Below are 21,402 nucleotides of genomic sequence, written 5' to 3'. Positions count from 1 at the left end.
CATTATGCAAAATAATGAACAATTAGATGTATTATACAAATTAAAAAAAGAAATAGAAAAATCGAATAACGAAGCATTAGTACATACAATAAATCAAGTGATTAAAAAAGTATATTTAAATCAATATACTTTATCATTTGTTGGACATTTTTCAGCTGGTAAGTCAACATTAATCAATTTATTATTAGAACAAGATATATTGCCTAGCTCACCTGTACCAACAACGAGTAATACGGCTATAGTTTCTGTTTCAAAAGAAGAAGAAATTATTGCTAATTTAGAATATCAAAAATATGCTAAGTTAAAAACGTATGATGATGTAAAAATAATGAACCGATTAAATATTGATGTGGAATCTATTGAAATAAAGTTTCCTTCAAATAAGTTTAATCTTGGTTTTACATTACAAGACACTCCAGGAGTAGATTCAAATGTTTCTACACACCAATCCACTACTGAACAATTTTTATATACAAGCAATATGATTGTGTATATAGTTGATTATAATCATGTTCAGTCTGCGCTCAATTTCCAATTTATGAAACGCATGAATCAAGTAGGCATACCTATTATTTTTGTTATCAATCAAATTGATAAGCATAATGAGAATGAAATTTCTTTTGATACATTTAAACAAAAAGTAGAACAATCTATACAAGATTGGGATATTAAAGTCGCTCAACTATTTTATGTTAGTAAATTTGATCATCCAAACAATCAACTTCATTTATTCTCAGAGTTTTTAGTAGAACAAGATAAACTACGTGAACCTATTGAAGATTTTGTAACACGTATCATTGAATTTATACATCGTACTCAGCTTTCATATATTCAAGAGCATATGCAAAATATACTTGACGCTTTAAATATCAATGAATCCGAATTTGAAGAATCCTATAAACAATTTCAACAGAATCAAGCTATAAGTGAAGAAGCACAATTATTAAATCATTCTTCTCAATTATTAACGTACTTAAAAGAAAAACGGAAAAATATATTAGATAATGCTTATATTATGACTCATGATATGCGAGAAGATATTCGTTATTATCTTGAAAGCATGGCTTTAGACTTCAAAGTGGGCGGTCTTCTAAATAAAAAAAAGAAAACGGAAGAAGAGAGAGCAAAACGTTTACAAATTGTTGTAGACCGTTTACAAGAAAAAGTGAATCGACACATTCGTCAACCAATGCGTGAAGATTTATCTTTTGTAACTCGCTTTATTCATCATTCTGAAGTAAATCAACGAATTTTAAATCAACATTATGAAATTGAACCTACTTTAATTTCTAATTTATATCAAGTACAAACAAGCATTAATAATACCTATGTGCTCACATTTAGTGATGACGTTTTAAAAGCAATTGCACGTGCTATCGAAAAACAATCAGATTCATTATTTAAAGACATTATTGAACATACTGAAGCAACGGAATTATCTAACATAGAAGATAATGATGCACATTTATATGAACAGTATCTTGAGTTCAAGAATTTAAAACAGTCATTAACAACTGAAAATTATAAACATTATTATATTCATATAAATGACTCACTCGATAAATTAATTGATCGAACAGAAACACATTATAAACTTAATCAATCAACCATATCTTCAACAAATGATTTAGACGAAGATATTACATCAACTAAGGATACGACAACTCATCACTTTGATATTCAGAAAGCTCTGGCTATCATTGAGCCTGTTCCTTTATTCAATAAAACTAAGCAAGACATCAAAGCAACATTGCAACGCATAGATAATAAAATTGTAAAAATAGGCGTCTTTGGTACATTTAGTGCAGGAAAAAGTAGCTTGATTAATGCTTTACTTGGAGATCATTATCTTGTAAGCTCACCTAATCCAACAACAGCAGCTACGACTGAAATCTCATATGGTCATGATAGTCAAATTACTTTGAAAACAAATACGCAATTGTTAAATGAATTAAACCAATTACTTGAATATCAAAACGTTTCTTTTAACTCGTTAGAAAAATTTATGAATAGTAATATTGAGTCTTTAAAACAACAATTAGAAAAAAATCAATTGGCTTTTATAACATCAGTAGAGAAGCACTTTTCAATGTACCAAGATATGCTAACAGAAGGTATAACACATACTATTTCACAAAATGAAATTAAGCAATGGAGTGCTGAAGACGAATACGCTACATTTGTTAAAACCGTTCATATACAACTTCCACTGGATTGGTTAAAAGACAAAATTATCGTTGATTCATTAGGGTTACATTCTAATAATCAACGACATACAAATGAAACTGAACGCATCTTAACTTCTTCAGACCTAATTTTATATGTGAGCTATTTTAATCACTCATTTACTGATAATGACAAAGCATTTATTGAACATATGAAAGATATTAACCAATTAAATGAAGCACAGACATTTAAAATGATTATTAATGCGATAGATTTAGCTGAAACTAATGAAGATTTAATAGCAGTGGAGCAGTATGTAAAAGATGCTCTATCTCAAGTGAATCTGCCATCTGAATTATTCGGTGTATCAAGTAAACGTGCATTGGAGACTAAAGATGAAGGCATTCTTAAATTAAAAGAAAGTATTAATCATTTTGTCGAAACTGAATCGAAAACGATTTTAGAGAAGCAAATGATTCATCAAATCGAGCAAATGCGCGATAACTTTAATCAAATCATCTATGAATTTAAAACAAATCAAACACGTATGTTAGAACAACAACAACAACTTGAAACTTATAAAAATAAAACACCATTAACTAACCAAATTATTCATACAAGTGAGCAGCATACTAAAAATGAGGTTGAAGAACAAATCTATCATTTAAATAAACGATTACAGCTTCAATTATTAGATGAGGTTAAAAAAGTATATAATAGTCAAATGACACAAAATAATGATTTTAATGATGAAAAGAAACGTGCTACGAAAATGTACTTAGATCAAGTTCATCAACGATTATATTTAGAACAAACTTTATTAGTCGAAAGAATAAAAACATACTTTACTTCTCAATTAGATCAACAAATAGCACCAACAATTCAAAAATTAAACTCAGTTCATGTACTTATCCAACCTCATTTTAAAATAACAGCGCCGTTTACTGATGATGCACTATTACGTATTAGTTTAGAAGAGATGCTTTCAGTTTTACCTAAACAGTTGTCTAAACGTAAAATTTTAAATGCAAATGCGCAAAGAGAACTGCAAGAAATGATTTGTACAAATACACTAGAACTGCTACAACCATCACTAAACGTATTAAAACAACAATTAAATTATTATGTATCTAACTTAACTCACGACGCGAACATCGAACTTAATCAGTTAAATAATAATGTTTTAGAGCAAATCAATGACTTATTATCTAAACGTATCGATAATTCACTCATTGAACAATTAGAAACAGTAAATCAACAATTGGAACCACTTTTAAATTAGAAAGAAGGATTAATATGACTCAACGTGTCTTACTTGTAGATGGAATGGCACTCTTATTTAGACATTTTTATGCTACAAGTCTACACAATCAATTTATGTATAATTCTAAAGGTATGCCAACCAATGGGATTCAAGGTTTTGTTAGACATATCTTTACGGCAATTAAGGATATTAAACCAAGCCATGTTGCGATATGTTGGGATATGGGGCAAGCGACCTTTAGAGATGCTATGTATACTTCTTATAAACAAAATAGACCTGCGCCACCAGAAGAATTGATACCTCAATTCGATTACGTAAAAGACATTTCAGAACAATTTGGTTTTGTGAATATCGGTGTTGCAAATTATGAGGCAGACGATGTCATAGGAACACTCGCTAAAATATATTCAAAAGATAATGAAGTACATATTGTAACTGGAGATAGAGATATTTTACAATGTATCAATGAACAAGTAGAAGTCTGGTTAATCAGAAAAGGTTTTAATATTTATCATCATTATACTCTTAATCGTTTTAATGAAGAGTATGCATTACATCCACTTCAACTTATTGATATTAAAGCATTTATGGGAGATTCAGCAGATGGGTATCCTGGTGTTAAAGGTATTGGGGAAAAAACCGCCATTAAATTAATACAATCTTATGGTAGCGTTGAAAACGTACTAGACCATATCGAATCACTTACACCTGGTCAACAGAAAAAAATTGCAACTGATAAAGAAAATTTGATTTTATCCAAACAATTAGCGGAAATCTATACGGATGTGCCTATCGATACAACTGCATTATATAAAGAAATGGAATATACACATTCATTGAATCATATTCTTTCAATTTGTAATGAACACGAACTTTATGTCTCTGGTAAATATCTTGCTTCAAAAATTTTAATGTAAAACAGATAAAAAAAGAAGATAAAAGAATTCAACATAAATTCTTTTATCTTCTTTTTTACATTATTATTGTTTATTCTTAATTAATTTGTATAGAGCTTGTTGTGCTAATTGATTTGCTTCTTTATTTTTATCTCTTGGAACCCATTTTACAAATAGCAAATCAAAACTTGCTTCTAAAATCTCCATATTTTCAAAAAATGGTTTGAAACGCGCATTTTTTACATAACCTTGATTCACGCTATCTTCTATCAATTTAGAATCTGTATGCAATAAAGCATTTGAAACATTTAATTCACGAGCATGTTCTAATGCATGAATGAATGCAGACCATTCAGCACTATGGTTGTCCAATTCTCCTAAATCATGTGTATACGTATATTTAATATCATTTTCTTTAATTACTATCCCACACGTACTACGTCCCGGATTGCCACTCGTCGCAGCATCAAAAAATATTTTAGCCATTAAAAACACCTCTAGTTTAAGCATTAATTAAACACTATTTGTCTATTTAAAAATAGCATATTGCTTAGTAAACCTAAACAATATGCATGTATGATTGTTTTAATAACCTTCGTCTAATTTTTGAATTTTTCCTTTTCGATAGAAAGACTTCGCAATATAACCAAATGGAACATTGAAAATCGTTGAGACTAATTTTAAAACATACGTAGTAATAAAGATTTCAAATACAACACTTGCAGGCAATGTACCGATAAATGCGATAGTTACAAATAATGCAGTATCAATAATTGAACTTAATACCGTACTTCCATAAGCTCTAATAATAAATGTTTTATCTGATTGGAAAACTTTTTTTATCATTGAAAAGATGAACACATCTACATGTTGCCCTATAATATAAGCAATAATTGAACCTAAAGCAATTCTCGGCACTAAATCAAAAATCGTAGATAATGCTTTTTGAGATATATCTTCTGGTGCGGGTATAAAATGTAATGACATTTGCATTACAATTATCATAACAAGAGTTGATGAGAAGCCTAACCATACAGCACGTTTAGCAACTTTTCGTCCATAAATATCATTTAAAATATCTGTAGCTAGGTAGATAGAGGCAAACATTACATTACCTAAAGTTGCTGAGATACCAAAAATATCAACCGTTTTGATGACTTGGATATTAGCAATAATTGTACCGATAGCTACCCAAGCGATAAGACCTTGTTTACCAAAACAACGATACATTAAAACCATTACAATAAATGTTACAAAAAAAGTAGCAATACCAAAAAATTCATTATACATCATTTATTCCTCCTAAATTTTGATAATGCGGGTGTTTAGAAACCGCTAAGCAACTTTAATATTTTATAGTAAAAGTAATTCAAATTCAATACTCATTAATCAATTCATATTATAAATAATAAAAAATAAAATCGATTATTTTAAAATGATCATCATATAAGTTATAATAACTCCATATTTATAAAATTAAGTATAAGGAGTGAAAGTTATACTTACACATTCCGAACAAAATGCAATAGAAAAAATTGATGAATTAATGAATACTTATTGTGATAAATGTTTACTGAAAACACACATTAGAAAAACAGAAGGAAAAACACAAGCACATCATTTTTGTATTTCTGAATGTTCAATAGGTAAGCAAATTAAGCAATTAGGCAATGAACTTCAATAGGAGGGAATTTTATGCATATAAAGTCAATTGAAGACACACCAAATTATAATACGATTAAAATTAATTTAAGTGAAAAACGTAAAGATAATCAATCAAATACGTATACATCTGCTCAAGATGGGCAACCTGATTTTATTAATCGATTATTTGATATCGAAGGAGTAAAGTCAGTTTTTTATGTCATGGATTTTATTTCAGTAGATAAAGAGGAATATGCCAATTGGGATGATCTTGTACCTAAAATTGAAGACACATTTTAATTTTAGGAGGAACAGTAGTGGAAATATTAAAAATTGAACCAACACCAAGCCCAAATACAATGAAAATCGTTTTAAGTGAAAAGCGTGCTGATAATCAGTCGAACACATATACAGAAGTCAAAACATCTCAACCTGATTTTATTAATGACTTATTACAAATTAAAGATGTTAAATCTATATTTCATGTAATTGACTTTTTAGCTATTGATAAGTATCCGAAAGCAAATTGGGAAGAGGTATTACCTCAAATTACTGCGTCACTTCAAAAAGAGGAAACTATTAGTCAATCATCTCAGTTTGATGAACACTATGGAGAAGTGAAAGCAGAGATACTCACTTTTAAAAATATCCCATATCAAATTAAATTAACAAATGCTCATGAAGAAGTACGTAAACAACTACCTGATATCTTTATTAATAGTATGCTTAAAGCACAAGAAGATGATGATAATGTTATTTTTCTTAGAAAATGAAAAGAGCTTGGTTTACGTTATGGAGAACTTTCTCTAGTTATGGAAGAAGTTTATGAAGAAATCATTGCATTATATCCAAAAAGTCGATTGGAACAATTAGTCGTTCAAGCTTTATCTACACAAACGAAAAGTACATCTCATTTTTATCAACATGTTTCATACGAGGAGTACTTGAATGAATCAGACTGGAAAGTACGTCTCAGAATGTTAACAGAATTCCCAACACCAACACTTGAGGATATTCCACTCTTAGAGCAAGCCCTAAATGAAAATAAGTTACCATTAAGACGTCAAGCGATTGTTTTATTTGGTATGATTGAAAGTAAAGAAATATTGCCATATTTGTATAAAGGATTAAATGATCAGCATCCAGCTATTCGACGTACAGCTGGAGACTGTATCAGTGATTTAGGTTATAAAGAAGCTTTGCCAGAAATGGAAAAAGCACTTGATGATCCACAAAAAATTGTTCGTTGGAGAGCTGCAATGTTTTTATTTGAAGAAGGTGGCGAAGCGCAACTAGCATCTCTAAGAGCGCATGCAAACGACAATGCTTACGAAGTAAAACTTCAAGTGAAAATGGCAATTTCTAGAATTGAAAATGGCGATGAAGCATTAGGTTCCGTATGGAAACAAATTGCTAATCGTAATAAACATTAAAGGAGTTTTTTATATGAATCCGTATGAACAATATATGCATGAACTAGCACAACAAATGCGTTCTGAATTAACTGATAATGGTTTTACAAGTTTAGAATCAAGTGAAGATGTATCAAACTATATGAACAATGTTAAAGATGACGAAACAACATTTGTTGTTATTAATTCTACATGTGGTTGTGCTGCTGGTTTAGCGAGACCTGCTGCTGTAGCAGTTGCTGATCAAAATGATAAAAAGCCAACACATAAAGTCACAGTATTCGCTGGACAAGATAAAGAAGCAACGCAAACAATGCGCGATTATATCCAACAAGTACCTTCAAGCCCTTCGTATGCTTTATTTAAAGGTACAGAATTAAAGCATTTTATTCCGCGTGAACATATTGAAGGTAGAGATATTCAAGATATTTGTATGGATATTAAAGATGCTTTCGACGAAAATTGTTAATATGATTATATTAAATTAATCTATCTTAATATGCATCTCCAATAATAAATTATATCAGTTTGATAATTTATTATTGGAGATTTTTAAATATAAAAATGTTTTGAAATAATATAATTCATTCAATATCTTTCTATTTTCTAGTATAATGATAATTAATATAAAATTTAGGAGAGATGTACATATGCTCAATCCTTTTGATTCGGCGTATCACGATTTATGTAATGACATTTTAGAAATTGGTAATCAACGTGATGATAGAACACATACAGGTACCATTTCTAAATTTGGACATCAAATCCGCTTCGATTTAACGAAGGGATTCCCTTTACTCACTACAAAAAAAATATCTTTCAAACTTATTGCTACTGAGTTATTGTGGTTTATAAAAGGAGATACTAATATTCAGTATTTATTAAAATATAATAATAATATTTGGAATGAATGGGCTTTTGAAAAATATATTCAATCTGAAGATTATCATGGTCCAGATATGACAAATTTTGGACATCGTTCTCAAGAAGATGAAAATTTCAATAAAATGTATCAACAGGAAATGAAAAAATTTAAAGAGAAAGTGTTGAATGATGATACTTTTGCTAAAAAATATGGTGATTTAGGAAATGTCTATGGAAAGCAATGGCGTGATTGGGTAGATCAATATGGTAATCATTTCGATCAGCTTAAAACAGTTATTCAGCAAATTAAGACAAACCCTAATTCGAGAAGACACATAGTTTCAGCATGGAATCCCACTGAAATTGATACTATGGCATTACCACCATGTCATACAATGTTTCAGTTCTACGTACAAGATGGCAAATTAAGTTGTCAACTTTATCAACGTAGTGCAGATATTTTCCTAGGTGTGCCTTTTAATATTGCAAGTTATGCATTACTTACGCATTTAATTGCTAAAGAATGTAACTTAGAAGTTGGAGAATTCATTCATACTTTTGGAGATGCACATATTTATTCTAATCACATAGAGGCAATTAAGACTCAACTTTCTAGAGAAGGTTTTGCACCTCCTACATTAAAAATAAATTCTGAACACTCAATCTTTGATATTAATTATGAAGATTTAGAACTTGTAGACTATCAATCTCATCCAGCAATTAAAGCGCCCATTGCTGTGTAATCTATCTTTAATTAAAAATAAACTAAAAGGGGATATGATAAATGACCTTATCAATTTTAGTGGCACATGATCAACAACGTGTCATTGGTTATAAAAATGCTCTACCATGGCATATTCCAAATGATTTAAAACATGTAAAACAACTCTCAACTGGCCATACACTTGTAATGGGTAGAAAAACATTTGAGTCCATTGGCAAACCATTACCAAATAGAAAAAATGTAGTTTTAACTCGTGATAACAATTTTAAACCTGATGGCGTTGAAGTGATTCACACAATTGATGATATCTACAACTTAGAGGGTCATGTATTTATTTTTGGTGGCCAAACATTATTTGAAGTAATGATTGATAAAGTTGACGATATGTATATCACTGTAGTAGATGGAAAACATCAAGGTGATACATTTTTCCCTCCCTATACATTTGAAGATTGGACGGTTGTATCTTCTGAAGAGGGTCAACTTGATGGAAAAAATACTATTCCACATACCTTTTTACATTTAGTACGAAAATAAAATAAATTAACAGGAGAAATTATGACTAAACAAGTAATCGTTACAGACTCTACCTCAGATTTATCAGCTGAATATTTAAATCAACATAACATCCATGTTGTTCCATTAAATTTAACCATTGATAAAGAATCATTTGTAGATCAAGTAGATATCTCATCCGAGGAGTACATTAAACGTATTGAAGAAGACGCTGACGTTAAAACGAGTCAGCCATCAATTGGTAAATTTATTGAATTATATGAACAACTTGATAAAGACAATGACGATGTAGAAATCTTTAGCATTCATATGTCTTCAGGATTAAGTGGAACATATCAGACTGCTTTACAAGCGAGCAATATGATTGAAGCAAAAGTAAATGTGATTGATTCAAAATCAATTTCTTTTGGATTAGCATACCAAATTCAACGTTTAGTAGAACTTGTAAACACTAATCTTTCAAGTGCAGAAATTATTAAACATATTTCAGAATTGCAGAAAAATATTAAACTATTTGTTGTTATTGGCCAACTCAATCAATTAATTAAAGGTGGACGCATCAGTAAAACAAAAGGTTTAATCGGAAATATTATGAAAATAAAACCGATAGGAACACTTAGAGAGGGATATTTAGAAATCGTACATAATTCTCGTACACAAAACTCTAGTATTCAATATCTAAAAAAAGAAATTGCTAAATTTATTGAAAATCATACTATTCAATCGATTGGTATTGCACATGCAAATACGATTGAATTCATTGAAAAAGTAAAACATCAATTTAATGAAGCATTTGGACAACAAAATTATGATGTTAATGTAACGACACCAGTCATTTCTACACACACTGGTCAAGGCGCTATCGGTCTTGTCGTAGTTAGAGGATAATAGATAATAATAGGTGACTTAAGTTATTGATCTCTGAGTTAATTACTTTAATTTCATATCATTATATCGTAAATTTAAAGAAAGATAGAGGAGGTAATATAATGGCATATGCAACTTTAGCAGGAGGATGTTTCTGGTGTATGGTTAAACCTTTTACATCTTACCCAGGTATTGAAGATGTCGTATCAGGTTATAGTGGCGGAAATATAGAAAATCCAACGTATGAACAAGTATGTTCAAATCAAACTGGTCATAGAGAAGCAGTTCAAATTACTTATAATCCAGATATTACGTCATTTGAAAATATTTTGGATGTTTACTTTAAACTATTTGACCCGACAGATAATAAAGGGCAATTTTTTGATAGAGGCGAAAGCTATGAACCAGCAATATTTTATCATGATGAACAACAAAAAAAAGCTGCTGAATTAAAAATCCAACAACTAAATGAAGAAGGTATTTTTAAAAAACCAATCATCACACCAGTTCTTCCTTACAAAAACTTTTATCCAGCGGAAGATTACCATCAAGACTATTATAAAAAAAATCCTATGCATTATGAGCAATATCAACGCGGTTCTGGTAGAAAAGCATTTATAGAATCACATTGGGGGTCTCAAAATGATTAAAAAAGATAAAAGCGAATTAAATGATATGGAGTATCTCGTTACTCAAGAAAATGGTACAGAACCTCCTTTTCAAAATGAATATTGGAATCATTTTGACAAAGGAATATACGTAGATAAAATTTCTGGTAAGCCTTTATTTACTTCTGAAGAGAAATTTGAATCTGATTGTGGTTGGCCAAGTTTCTCAAAAGCATTAGACGATGATGAAATTGTTGAACTCGTAGATAAATCATTTGGTATGATTCGAACTGAAGTTAGATCAGAAGATGCTAACAGTCATTTAGGTCACGTATTCAATGATGGCCCAAAAGAAAGTGGCGGATTGCGTTATTGTATTAATTCTGCAGCTATTCAATTTATTCCATACGAAAAATTAGAAGAATTAGGATATGGCGATTTGATACAACATTTTAATAAATAGGAGCGATGAATAATGTTTAAAAAATTATTTGGTAAAGATAAAGAAGTCAATAAGGAAACTCAACTATATGCACCATTAACAGGTGAATATGTCAAAATTGAAGATATACCAGATCCTGTATTTGCCCAAAAAATGATGGGTGAAGGTTTCGGTATTAATCCTACTGAAGGTGAGGTAGTTTCCCCAGTTGCTGGAAAAGTTGATAATGTTTTTCCAACAAAACATGCAATTGGTTTAAAAACTAAAAATGGTCTTGAAATTTTAGTACACATTGGATTAGATACTGTTCAGTTAGACGGAGAAGGATTTAATGTACTGGTTAGCAGTGGTGACACAGTACAAGTAGGCGACCCTTTACTCAAATTCGATTTAGAATTTATTAGAAATAATGCCAAATCAGTTATTTCACCTATTATTATTACAAATTCTGATCAAACAGAATCTATTTCACTCGATGATGTTAAAGCTGTTATTAAAGGCGAAACTAAAGTTGTCGATGTGACAATGAGCTAATGAAAGATTATTCATTTTATCAATTTGCCTTAACGGCTAGAGGACGTAAAGATGATAAAGGTGAATTAGCCGAAGACATTTTCAATGACTTATCGTTTCCAAAACATGAAAGTGACTTCAACGTATTATCAGACTATATCGAAATGCAAAGTGACATTACGTTACCTATGTCCGTATTTGATGATTTATATGAAGAATATACAGAATGGTTAAAATTCTAATTTAAATTCATTTTATGTCTAAATATGATATGGAGTGGTGTTATAAAATCTTAATTTTAGATTTATATGCCACTCTTTTTATTTTTATCTAATTAAGAATACAATTTCTTATAATTTGCGTTTGCTTAAAAATAAAGACATACTAGGTATGTCTTTATATAAAATGATAAGAGACAAGATGTAATTAGAGGAAGTGATTTTATGAATAATCATTCTGAGGAGCACCATGACGGACAATCAGATGAAAAAAGACATGCATCTCCTAAAAAAAAGATGCATTTGAAAATATGGCAGTTTATCTTAATTTTATTAAGTGTTATTATCATTACAACAATTATAGCTGTATTTGCAACGATAGGAATCAGTCATAAGTTAAGTGGTTTAACTAAAGAAGAGCGTCAAGAAATGAAAAAAATAGAATTTGCATATAAAACGTTAGATACAGACTATTACAAAAAACAAAACTCAAGTAAACTTTCTGAAGCTGCAATTAATGGTATGGTAAAAGAATTAAAAGACCCATATTCTGAATACATGACAAAGTCTGAAACAAAGAGCTTTAATGAAGATGTATCTGGAGATTTTGTAGGTATTGGTGCAGAAATGCAAAAGAAAAATAAAGATATTATGATTACAAGTCCTATGAAAGATTCTCCTGCTGAAAAAGCTGGCCTTCAACCTAAAGATGTTGTCACAAAAGTTAATGGTAAGTCTGTAGTAGGTAAACCTTTAGATCAAGTTGTTAAAGTGGTAAGAGGTAAAGAAGGCACAAATGTTAGGTTAACTATTAAACGCGGTTCTGAAGAAAAAGATATTAATATTAAACGTGGTAAAATTCATGTCAAAAGTGTGGAGTATAAGAAAAAAGGTAACATAGCTGTATTTACGATTACTAAATTCCAACAAAATACTGCGGGTGAATTAAAATCTGCAATTATAAAAGCTCATGATGCTGGTGTTCGAAATATCATCTTAGACTTGCGTAATAATCCAGGGGGATTATTAGATGAAGCAGTTAAAATGGCTAATATTTTTATTGATAAAGGTCAAACTGTTGTTCAACTTGAAAAAGGCAATGATAAAGAAGCAATTAAAACTTCAAATGATGCTTTAAAAGATGTTAAAGATATGAAAGTGAGTATTTTAGTAAATGAAGGTTCCGCAAGTGCGTCAGAGGTCTTTACAGGGGCAATGAAAGATCACCATAAAGCTAAAGTGTATGGTTCAAAAACATTTGGTAAAGGAATCGTTCAAACCACACGAGAACTTAAAGATGGGTCATTATTAAAATATACACAAATGAAATGGTTAACACCTGATGATCATTATATTCATGGAAAAGGTATTAGACCAGATGTTACAATTGATTCTCCTAAGTATCAATCATTAAGTGTTATTCCGTCTGATAAAACATATTCTGTTGGCGATAATAATAAAAACGTTAAATCGATAAAAATTGGTTTAGATGCTTTAGGTTATTATAACGGAGATGAATCAAACCAATTTGATAATCAATTAGCTAATGCTATTAAACTATTCCAATCAGATAATCAACTATCTGAAACGGGAAAATTTGACACCAAAACAAATGAAAAATTCACTCAATTATTAGTTGAAAAATCAAATAAAGAAGACACAGTCTTAGACAAATTATTAAAATTAATAAAATAGAAAGGAATAACTATTATATGATTAGACTAGGTAAACATGAAGATATTAATCAAATCGAAACATTAGTGTCAGAAGCAAAAGATTTAATGAAATCATTTGGGAATAATCAGTGGGACGATAAATACCCAGCTACTGAACATTTTAAGGAAGATATTGATACAGAGACGTTATATGTTTTAGAAGAAAATAACACTATTTATGGATTTATTGTTGTCGACCAACAACAATCAGAGTGGTATGATGATTTAGAATGGCCAGTTGATAGAAATAACGCTTATGTTATTCATAGATTAGCTGGTTCTAAAGATTATAAAGGTGCAGCAACTCAATTATTTGATTTTGCAGTTAAATTAGCAGAAGAACATCATATCCATGTGATTCTGACAGATACTTTTGCATTAAATAAACCCGCTCAAGGTTTATTCGAGAAATTTGGTTTCCAAAAAGTAGGAGAAACAAAAATTGACTATCATCCATTCGATAGAGGCGCACCATTCTATGCATATTATAAAAACATATAAGAATAGAGGTTAATAATCATGTCTAAAATTGCGTTTACCGGAGGCGGCACAGTAGGCCATGTGTCTGTGAACTTAAGTTTAATTCCAACTGCATTAGAAAAAGGACATCAAGTTTTTTATATTGGTTCTAAAAACGGAATTGAACGAGAAATGATTGAATCACAACTTTCGAATATTAAATATTACCCAATTTCAAGTGGTAAATTACGTCGTTATTTATCATTTGAAAATGCAAAAGATGTTTTTAAAGTATTAAAAGGTATCTTAGATGCCCGTCGCGTTCTAAAAAAAGAAAAGCCTGATTTATTATTTTCTAAGGGGGGATTTGTTTCTGTTCCTGTTGTTATAGCAGCACGTTCATTGAATATTCCTACTATTATTCATGAATCAGATTTAACTCCTGGTTTAGCAAACAAAATATCTTTAAAATTTTCAAAAAAAATATATACAACATTTGAAGATACACTTAAATATCTACCTAAAGATAAAGCTGATTTTGTAGGGGCAACCATTAGAGAAGATTTAAAAGAAGGTAATCAACAAAAAGGTTATGAAATAACAGGGTTTGATTCAGATAAAAAAGTATTACTTGTTATGGGTGGTAGCCTAGGTAGTAAAAAATTAAATGATATTATTAGAGAAAATCTTGAAGCTTTACTACATGATTATCAAATCATTCATTTAACAGGGCATGGATTAGTAGATGAGTCTTATAAACAAAAAGGATATATTCAATATGAATTTGTTAAAGAAGAATTAACGCATTTATTATCTATTACAGACACAGTCGTAAGTCGTGCAGGTTCTAATGCTATCTATGAATTCTTGACTTTAAGAATCCCAATGTTGCTCATACCACTAGGACTTGATCAATCTAGAGGGGATCAAATTGACAATGCTAAATATTTTGAATCCAAAGGATATGGAAAAATGATTCCAGAAGATCAACTTACACAATTCAAATTACTCGAACAATTAAAACAAATTGAATCTCACCGTACTGATATTACTCATCAAATGGAATCTTATAAAGAAAGTTATACTAAAGAAGACTTATTTAATAAAATCTTGAACGACGCGCTTTAATATAGGAGGACCAATTGATGAATAGAACGAAACGCATTACATTGCTCATTGTTTTTACATTAATCTTTGGCATCATTGCATTTTTCCATGAATCACGTTTAGGCAAATGGATTGATAATGAAGTATATGAATTTATTTATGCATCGGAGAGTTTTATTACTACATCTATTTTATTAGGTGCAACAAAAATTGGAGAAGTATGGGCAATGGTTTGTTTGTCATTAATGCTTGTTGCTTATTTAATGCTTAAACGTTACAAAATTGAAGCTTTATTTTTTGTTATCACAATGTCACTATCAAGTATATTAAATCCCTTACTAAAAAATATTTTTGATCGTGAACGTCCAACATTACTACGTTTAATTGATATTTCTGGATTTAGTTTTCCTAGTGGACATGCAATGGGTTCGACTTCATTTTTTGGAAGTGCAATGTATATTGCTCAGCGTAGAGCATCAGGAAGTACAAAAGGCGTCATTATTGGACTATGTGCGGCACTTATTTTACTCATTTCTATTTCAAGAGTTTATTTAGGCGTGCATTATCCAACTGATATTATTGCAGGAATCATTGGAGGTGCTTTCTGTATCGTTCTTTCAACTTTAGTATTAAAAGGATTACATGAGCCTACAACCTTATAAATAATAAATAAGTGCGCCTTATTTGGCGCACTTATTTATTATTTACGTCTCGTTTTAAAACGAACGTTTATTAGTATTTACGGACATATAAATTAAGGGGGGAATGGCTTGAAAATGATTATAATTCTAAGTATTTTAAATTATGGGGGAAACTTAGATTTAATTGATAATCATTTTCAATTAATATTATAACTTATTGATAACGATTGTCAATTAAAATCTTACTTTTATTTTATTCATTCTATTAACAAATAATTTTTGTGATAGAATATTGGTTATGTTATGAGAAGTCATACGTTTATTAAAAAAGAGGTGTCTGAAAAAATGACTAATATTTTAATCGTCGAAGATGAACAAAATTTAGCCAGATTTCTTGAATTAGAATTAACACATGAGGGTTATAAGGTGGACATCGAATATGATGGGGAACCTGGTTTAGAAAAAGCATTAAATAACGATTTTGATTTGATTATTTTAGATTTAATGTTACCAAATATAAATGGCCTAGAAATTTGTAGACGTGTACGCCAAGTGCAATCAACACCAATTATTATCATCACTGCTAAAAGTGATACTTACGATAAAGTGACTGGATTAGATTATGGTGCAGATGACTATATAGTAAAGCCCTTTGAAATTGAGGAGCTTTTTGCAAGAATTCGTGCTATATTACGTCGTCAGCCTCATAAGGATATTATCGATATTAATGGTATCAGAATAGATATTGATGCATTTAAAGTAACTGTTGATGGTAAGCAATTAGATTTTACTAAAACTGAATATGATTTATTGTATCTATTAGCAACGAATCGCAATCACGTACTACAACGTGAACAAATTTTAAATCATGTATGGGGATATAATAGTGAAGTAGAAACGAATGTGGTTGATGTATACATCAGATATTTAAGAAATAAATTGAAACCTTTCAATAAAGAAAAAGTCATTGAAACTGTTCGTGGTGTAGGATACGTGATTCGATAATGAAAAATCATACATTACAATATAAATGGATGACTATCACTACATTGATTATGTTTACGACAATTATTTTATTTTGTCTTATTATTATATTCTTCTTAAAAGATACTTTAAGAGAAGGAGAAGTGGATGAAGCAGAACATAGTTTAAGTGATATTGTCAATTTAATTCAAACGCGTCCGATTAATAATATATCGATATTAGATTTAAGTGCTTCATTAGAAAATTATGAAGAAGTCATTATTTACAATCATACAGGTCAAAGAATAATGAAATCATCTAATGAAAGTACGATTCAGTTTATACCTAATAATAATTTACAAAAGACCGATCGAATTCAAGTAATGCGAAATAATGGAAAAGAGTATTTAGTTATTACTGAACCACTTCATAGTCCAAACTTTAAAGGTTATAGCGTACTCATTCATTCTCTTGAGCATTATAACAACTTAGTAAAATCACTTTATATTATTGCTGTTGTTTTTGGTCTACTTGCTACAGTGATTACTGCATGTATTAGCTATTTCATTTCTAAAAATATTACAAAACCGCTAGTAACAATGTCTAATAAAATGAATCAAATACGACGCGATGGTTTTCAAAATAAATTAGAACTTGATACAAGTTATGAAGAAACAGACAATTTAATAGAAACTTTCAACGAAATGATGTATCAAATTGAAGCCTCTTTTAATCAACAAAGACAATTTGTTGAAGATGCTTCTCATGAGTTAAGAACACCACTTCAAATCATTCAAGGCCATTTAAATTTAATTAAACGCTGGGGTAAGAAAGATCCTGCTATTTTAGAAGAGTCTTTAAATATTTCACTAGAAGAAATGAATCGAATTACAAAGCTAGTAGAAGAATTATTATTATTAACCAAAGATAAAGTAAATATGCAATCCTTAGAAAAAGAGGACGTTGATATCAATGAAGAAATTCAATCACGAATTAAGGCACTTCAACAATTGCATCCAGATTATCTATTTGAGATTGAATTAGAACAAAAACCTTTAGTTTTACAAATTAATCGTCATCAATTTGAACAATTAATCTTAATTTTTATAGACAATGCTATGAAATATGATAAAGAGAGAAAGCATATATGTATTAAAACACAATTGCGTAATAAACAAATAAGTATTGAAATTACCGATCATGGCTTAGGCATACCAAAAGAAGATCAAGAATTTATTTTCGATCGTTTCTATAGAGTAGATAAATCTAGAGCAAGAAGCCAAGGTGGTAATGGCTTAGGGCTTTCAATTGCCGAAAAGATTGTGAGTCAATATGGAGGTTACATTTCTGTAGATAGTGAACTTAATAAATTCACAACATTCAAAATCAATTTTAAATAAAAACACAGATGATTATCATCTGTGTTTTTTTATTAATATAAAATTAAAAAAGTTTATCTTTATTGAATTTTTTCTTTTTACATAATATTCAGTCAATAGTCTTTATCAATAGTTAAAATAGTGCTATGATGGTTTTGTAAGCGGTTTAACTATTTTGTGGAGGGTATAATATGGCAAAGGATAAAAGGGATGTTACAGAAGCTCCAGTAAATTTTGGGGCAAATTTGGGTCTTATGCTCGATTTATATGATGATTATCTTCAAGACCCAACTTCTGTCTCAGATGATTTACAAGTGCTTTTTAGTACAATAAAAAATGGCGAAGCACAAGTTAAAGCTAAGTTTACCACAGATGGGAGTGGTACTTCAGCAGATGATAGCACAATCAAACGTGTCATGCGATTAATTGATAATATTAGACAATATGGTCATCTAAAGGCTGATATTTATCCTGTAAATGCGCCTAAAAGAACGCATATCCCAAAATTAGAAATTGAAGATTTTAATTTAAATAAAGAGACATTAAAAAATATTTCATCTGGTATCGTATCAGATCACTTTAGTGATATATACGATAATGCTTATGAAGCGTTAAAGCGTATGGAAAAGCGTTATAAAGGCTCTATTGCGTTTGAGTACAATCATATTAACAATAATAAAGAACGTACTTGGTTAAAACGTCGTATTGAAACACCTTATAAAGCTACCATTAATAGTGATGAAAAAATTAACTTATTTAAAACACTTGCTCATGTTGAAGGTTTTGAAAAATATCTACATAAGAATTTTGTTGGAGCAAAACGTTTCTCAATTGAAGGTGTAGATACATTAGTGCCAATGTTACAACATACATTGAAGCGTGCTGCTCAAGAGGACATTCAGAATATTCAAATTGGAATGGCACATAGGGGACGTCTCAATGTTTTAACACATGTATTAGAAAAACCTTATGAAATGATGATCTCAGAATTTATGCACACGGATCCAATGAAATTCTTACCTGAAGATGGCAGTTTAAAACTTACTGCTGGTTGGACAGGAGACGTTAAATATCACTTAGGTGGCGTTAAAACTACTTCTTCATATGGTATTGAACAATGTATTTCTTTAGCAAACAATCCAAGTCACCTAGAAATTGTAGCACCTGTAGTTATAGGAAAAACACGTGCTGCTCAAGATGATACACATCATGCGGGTGGACCAACTACAGATTTCCATCACGGTATGCCAATTATTATTCATGGAGATGCTGCATATCCTGGTCAAGGTATCAATTTTGAAACAATGAATTTAAGTAATTTAAATGGTTATTCAACTGGCGGAGCACTACATATAATTACAAATAACCGAATTGGTTTTACAACTGAACCTATTGATGGTCGTTCTACAACGTATTCATCAGATATCGCTAAGGGGTACGATGTACCTATTCTTCATGTGAATGCAGATGATGTAGAAGCGACAATTGAAGCAATTGATATTGCTATGGAATTTAGAAAAGAATTCCATAAAGACTTTGTCATTGATTTAGTAGGTTATCGTCGATATGGACATAACGAGATGGATGAACCATCTATTACAAATCCAACGTTATATCACAATATTAGACAGCATGATTCAGTTGAAGTGATTTATGGAAATAAACTTGTAGATGAAGGTATTTTAACGAAAGAACAAATGTCTGAAATCATTGATTCTGTACAAAAAGAAATGCGTACTGCTCAAGATAAAATTGATAAATCAGATAAAATGAATAGTACTGTAATGAATAAACCTGAATCGCTTCAGTTACCTTTACAAAGTGATAAAAAAGAGTTTAGCTTTGAACATTTGAAAGAAATTAATGATGCAATGTTGAACTATCCTGAAGATTTCCAGGTATTTAGAAAATTAAATAAAGTATTAGAAAAACGTAGAGAACCTTTTGAAAATGAAAATGGCCTAGTTGATTGGGCTCAAGCAGAACAATTAGCTTTTGCAACAATTGTTCAAGATGGCATATCAATTCGTTTGACAGGTCAAGATAGTGAACGTGGCACATTCAGTCACAGACATGCTGTACTACATGATGAAGACAATGGCAATACGTATACACCGCTTCACCATGTACCAAATCAAAAAGCAACATTTGAAGTGCATAACAGTCCATTATCAGAAGCTGCAGTCGTAGGCTTTGAATATGGATATAATGTTGAAAATAAAAATAGTATGAATATTTGGGAAGCCCAATATGGAGATTTTTCAAATATGGCACAAATGATTTTTGATAATTTTATGTCATCTGCCAGAGCCAAATGGGGCGAGCGTAGTGGTCTAACTTTATTCTTACCACACGCTTTTGAAGGTCAAGGTCCTGAACATTCATCAGCACGTTTAGAAAGATTCTTACAACTGGCGGCTGAAAATAATAGTACAGTGGTCAATCTATCAAGTTCTAGTAACTACTTCCATTTATTACGTGCACAAGCTAAAAGTTTAAATACTGAAGCGATGAGACCATTAATTGTGATGTCACCTAAGAGTTTGTTAAGAAATAAAACAGTGGCTAAGCCAATTAGTGAATTTACAACTGGCAGTTTCAAACCAATTATTGTTGAAGATGCTCAAAAAGCTAAAGTAACAAAAGTCATTTTAGCTTCTGGAAAAATGTTTATTGATTTAAAAGAAACATTAGCAAAAGAACCTAATGAAAATATACAACTTATTGCTGTGGAAAGATTATATCCTTTCCCAGAGGAAGACATTAAAAAAGCTTTAGAAGAATTACCAAATTTAGAATCTGTTGCTTGGGTTCAAGAAGAACCTAAAAACCAAGGCGCATGGTTATTTGTTTACCCATATCTTAAATCTATTGTTGGACATCAATATAATTTAAGTTATCAGGGTAGAATACAACGTGCAGCACCTGCCGAAGGTGATGGAGAAATTCACAAACTTGTTCAACATAAAATTATTGAAAATAGTGTCAAAAATAACTAGGGGGA

Annotated in this window: 21 protein-coding genes and 1 pseudogene; 20 read left to right on the top strand and 2 right to left on the bottom strand. The window is 30.4% G+C overall.

From position 1 onward, the window contains the following. Positions 1–4 precede the first annotated feature (4 nt). Together HMPREF3131_RS02765 and HMPREF3131_RS02760 are read left to right on the top strand one after the other, a co-directional pair. Positions 5–3,448 (top strand): dynamin family protein, encoded by a 3,444-nt coding sequence (locus HMPREF3131_RS02765; protein ID WP_049415971.1) that lies wholly within the window; start codon positions 5–7, stop codon positions 3,446–3,448. Between the two features lie 14 nt (positions 3,449–3,462). After that, entirely contained in the window at positions 3,463–4,347 is an 885-nt protein-coding gene (locus HMPREF3131_RS02760) for a 5'-3' exonuclease (RefSeq protein WP_049415968.1), read from the top strand. Between the two features lie 63 nt (positions 4,348–4,410). On the opposite strand, the gene HMPREF3131_RS02755 is transcribed toward HMPREF3131_RS02760, so the two are convergent. Together HMPREF3131_RS02755 and HMPREF3131_RS02750 are read right to left on the bottom strand one after the other, a co-directional pair. Continuing rightward, a complete protein-coding gene (locus HMPREF3131_RS02755) occupies positions 4,411–4,812 on the bottom strand; it encodes a ribonuclease HI family protein (RefSeq protein ID WP_002449811.1) in 402 nt (133 codons plus the stop codon). Between the two features lie 99 nt (positions 4,813–4,911). Further along, positions 4,912–5,616 (bottom strand): queuosine precursor transporter, encoded by a 705-nt coding sequence (locus HMPREF3131_RS02750; protein WP_049382033.1) that lies wholly within the window; start codon positions 5,614–5,616, stop codon positions 4,912–4,914. 199 nt (positions 5,617–5,815) lie between these two features. On the opposite strand from HMPREF3131_RS02750, the gene HMPREF3131_RS02745 reads away from it, so the two are divergent. The 18 genes and pseudogenes from HMPREF3131_RS02745 (at position 5,816) to HMPREF3131_RS02660 (ending at position 21,397) form a co-directional block, all read left to right on the top strand. Next, entirely contained in the window at positions 5,816–6,010 is a 195-nt protein-coding gene (locus tag HMPREF3131_RS02745) for a zinc-finger domain-containing protein (RefSeq protein ID WP_002449911.1), read from the top strand. A gap of 11 nt (positions 6,011–6,021) precedes the next feature. Then, positions 6,022–6,270, top strand: coding sequence for a NifU N-terminal domain-containing protein (locus tag HMPREF3131_RS02740; RefSeq protein WP_002449746.1), 249 nt, complete (start codon positions 6,022–6,024; stop codon positions 6,268–6,270). 17 nt (positions 6,271–6,287) lie between these two features. Then, positions 6,288–7,403: pseudogene (locus HMPREF3131_RS02735) on the top strand (conserved virulence factor C family protein). A gap of 13 nt (positions 7,404–7,416) precedes the next feature. Further along, entirely contained in the window at positions 7,417–7,851 is a 435-nt protein-coding gene (gene brxA, locus HMPREF3131_RS02730) for a bacilliredoxin BrxA (RefSeq protein ID WP_017176317.1), read from the top strand. Positions 7,852–8,032: 181 nt separating this feature from the next. Continuing rightward, positions 8,033–8,989: a thymidylate synthase gene (locus HMPREF3131_RS02725; RefSeq protein ID WP_017176318.1), complete on the top strand. Its 957-nt coding sequence runs from the start codon at positions 8,033–8,035 to the stop codon at positions 8,987–8,989. Positions 8,990–9,030: 41 nt separating this feature from the next. Beyond that, positions 9,031–9,507, top strand: a complete 477-nt coding sequence (locus HMPREF3131_RS02720; protein WP_048679885.1) for a dihydrofolate reductase — start codon at positions 9,031–9,033, stop codon at positions 9,505–9,507. Between the two features lie 21 nt (positions 9,508–9,528). Next, positions 9,529–10,374 carry a DegV family protein gene (locus HMPREF3131_RS02715; protein WP_017176320.1) on the top strand — a complete coding sequence of 282 codons (846 nt, stop codon included), beginning with the start codon at positions 9,529–9,531 and terminating at the stop codon, positions 10,372–10,374. 101 nt (positions 10,375–10,475) lie between these two features. Beyond that, positions 10,476–11,003, top strand: a complete 528-nt coding sequence (msrA, locus tag HMPREF3131_RS02710) for a peptide-methionine (S)-S-oxide reductase MsrA (protein ID WP_017176321.1) — start codon at positions 10,476–10,478, stop codon at positions 11,001–11,003. Next, positions 10,996–11,424 carry a peptide-methionine (R)-S-oxide reductase MsrB gene (msrB, locus tag HMPREF3131_RS02705; RefSeq protein WP_002449905.1) on the top strand — a complete coding sequence of 143 codons (429 nt, stop codon included), beginning with the start codon at positions 10,996–10,998 and terminating at the stop codon, positions 11,422–11,424. The genes msrA and msrB overlap by 8 nt, the downstream gene beginning before the upstream one ends. 12 nt (positions 11,425–11,436) lie before the next feature. Beyond that, positions 11,437–11,937 (top strand): PTS sugar transporter subunit IIA, encoded by a 501-nt coding sequence (locus HMPREF3131_RS02700; RefSeq protein WP_002449797.1) that lies wholly within the window; start codon positions 11,437–11,439, stop codon positions 11,935–11,937. Beyond that, positions 11,937–12,158, top strand: coding sequence for a YozE family protein (locus tag HMPREF3131_RS02695; RefSeq protein ID WP_070436443.1), 222 nt, complete (start codon positions 11,937–11,939; stop codon positions 12,156–12,158). Before HMPREF3131_RS02700 ends, HMPREF3131_RS02695 begins: the two co-directional genes overlap by 1 nt. 201 nt (positions 12,159–12,359) lie before the next feature. Further along, complete coding sequence (locus HMPREF3131_RS02690; RefSeq protein ID WP_017176323.1) at positions 12,360–13,829, top strand: S41 family peptidase; 1,470 nt, start codon at positions 12,360–12,362, stop codon at positions 13,827–13,829. Between the two features lie 17 nt (positions 13,830–13,846). Next, a complete protein-coding gene (locus tag HMPREF3131_RS02685; protein ID WP_017176324.1) occupies positions 13,847–14,350 on the top strand; it encodes a GNAT family N-acetyltransferase in 504 nt (167 codons plus the stop codon). Between the two features lie 18 nt (positions 14,351–14,368). Next, positions 14,369–15,436: an undecaprenyldiphospho-muramoylpentapeptide beta-N-acetylglucosaminyltransferase gene (locus HMPREF3131_RS02680; protein WP_017176325.1), complete on the top strand. Its 1,068-nt coding sequence runs from the start codon at positions 14,369–14,371 to the stop codon at positions 15,434–15,436. Between the two features lie 17 nt (positions 15,437–15,453). After that, on the top strand, positions 15,454–16,077 hold the full coding sequence (locus tag HMPREF3131_RS02675) for a phosphatase PAP2 family protein (RefSeq protein WP_017176326.1): 624 nt from the start codon (positions 15,454–15,456) through the stop codon (positions 16,075–16,077). 324 nt (positions 16,078–16,401) lie between these two features. After that, complete coding sequence (locus HMPREF3131_RS02670) at positions 16,402–17,061, top strand: response regulator transcription factor (RefSeq protein ID WP_017176327.1); 660 nt, start codon at positions 16,402–16,404, stop codon at positions 17,059–17,061. Then, a complete protein-coding gene (locus HMPREF3131_RS02665; RefSeq protein ID WP_017176328.1) occupies positions 17,061–18,419 on the top strand; it encodes a HAMP domain-containing sensor histidine kinase in 1,359 nt (452 codons plus the stop codon). Before HMPREF3131_RS02670 ends, HMPREF3131_RS02665 begins: the two co-directional genes overlap by 1 nt. Before the next feature lie 170 nt (positions 18,420–18,589). Continuing rightward, positions 18,590–21,397 (top strand): 2-oxoglutarate dehydrogenase E1 component, encoded by a 2,808-nt coding sequence (locus HMPREF3131_RS02660; RefSeq protein WP_017176329.1) that lies wholly within the window; start codon positions 18,590–18,592, stop codon positions 21,395–21,397. Positions 21,398–21,402: the final 5 nt, after the last annotated feature.

The sequence above is a fragment of the Staphylococcus sp. HMSC14C01 genome (assembly GCF_001808085.1).
GTDB classification, from domain to species: Bacteria; Bacillota; Bacilli; order Staphylococcales; family Staphylococcaceae; genus Staphylococcus; species Staphylococcus hominis.
The sequence above is the reverse complement of the archived record's forward strand: the minus strand, read 5'-3'. Positions and strand labels throughout refer to the sequence as shown.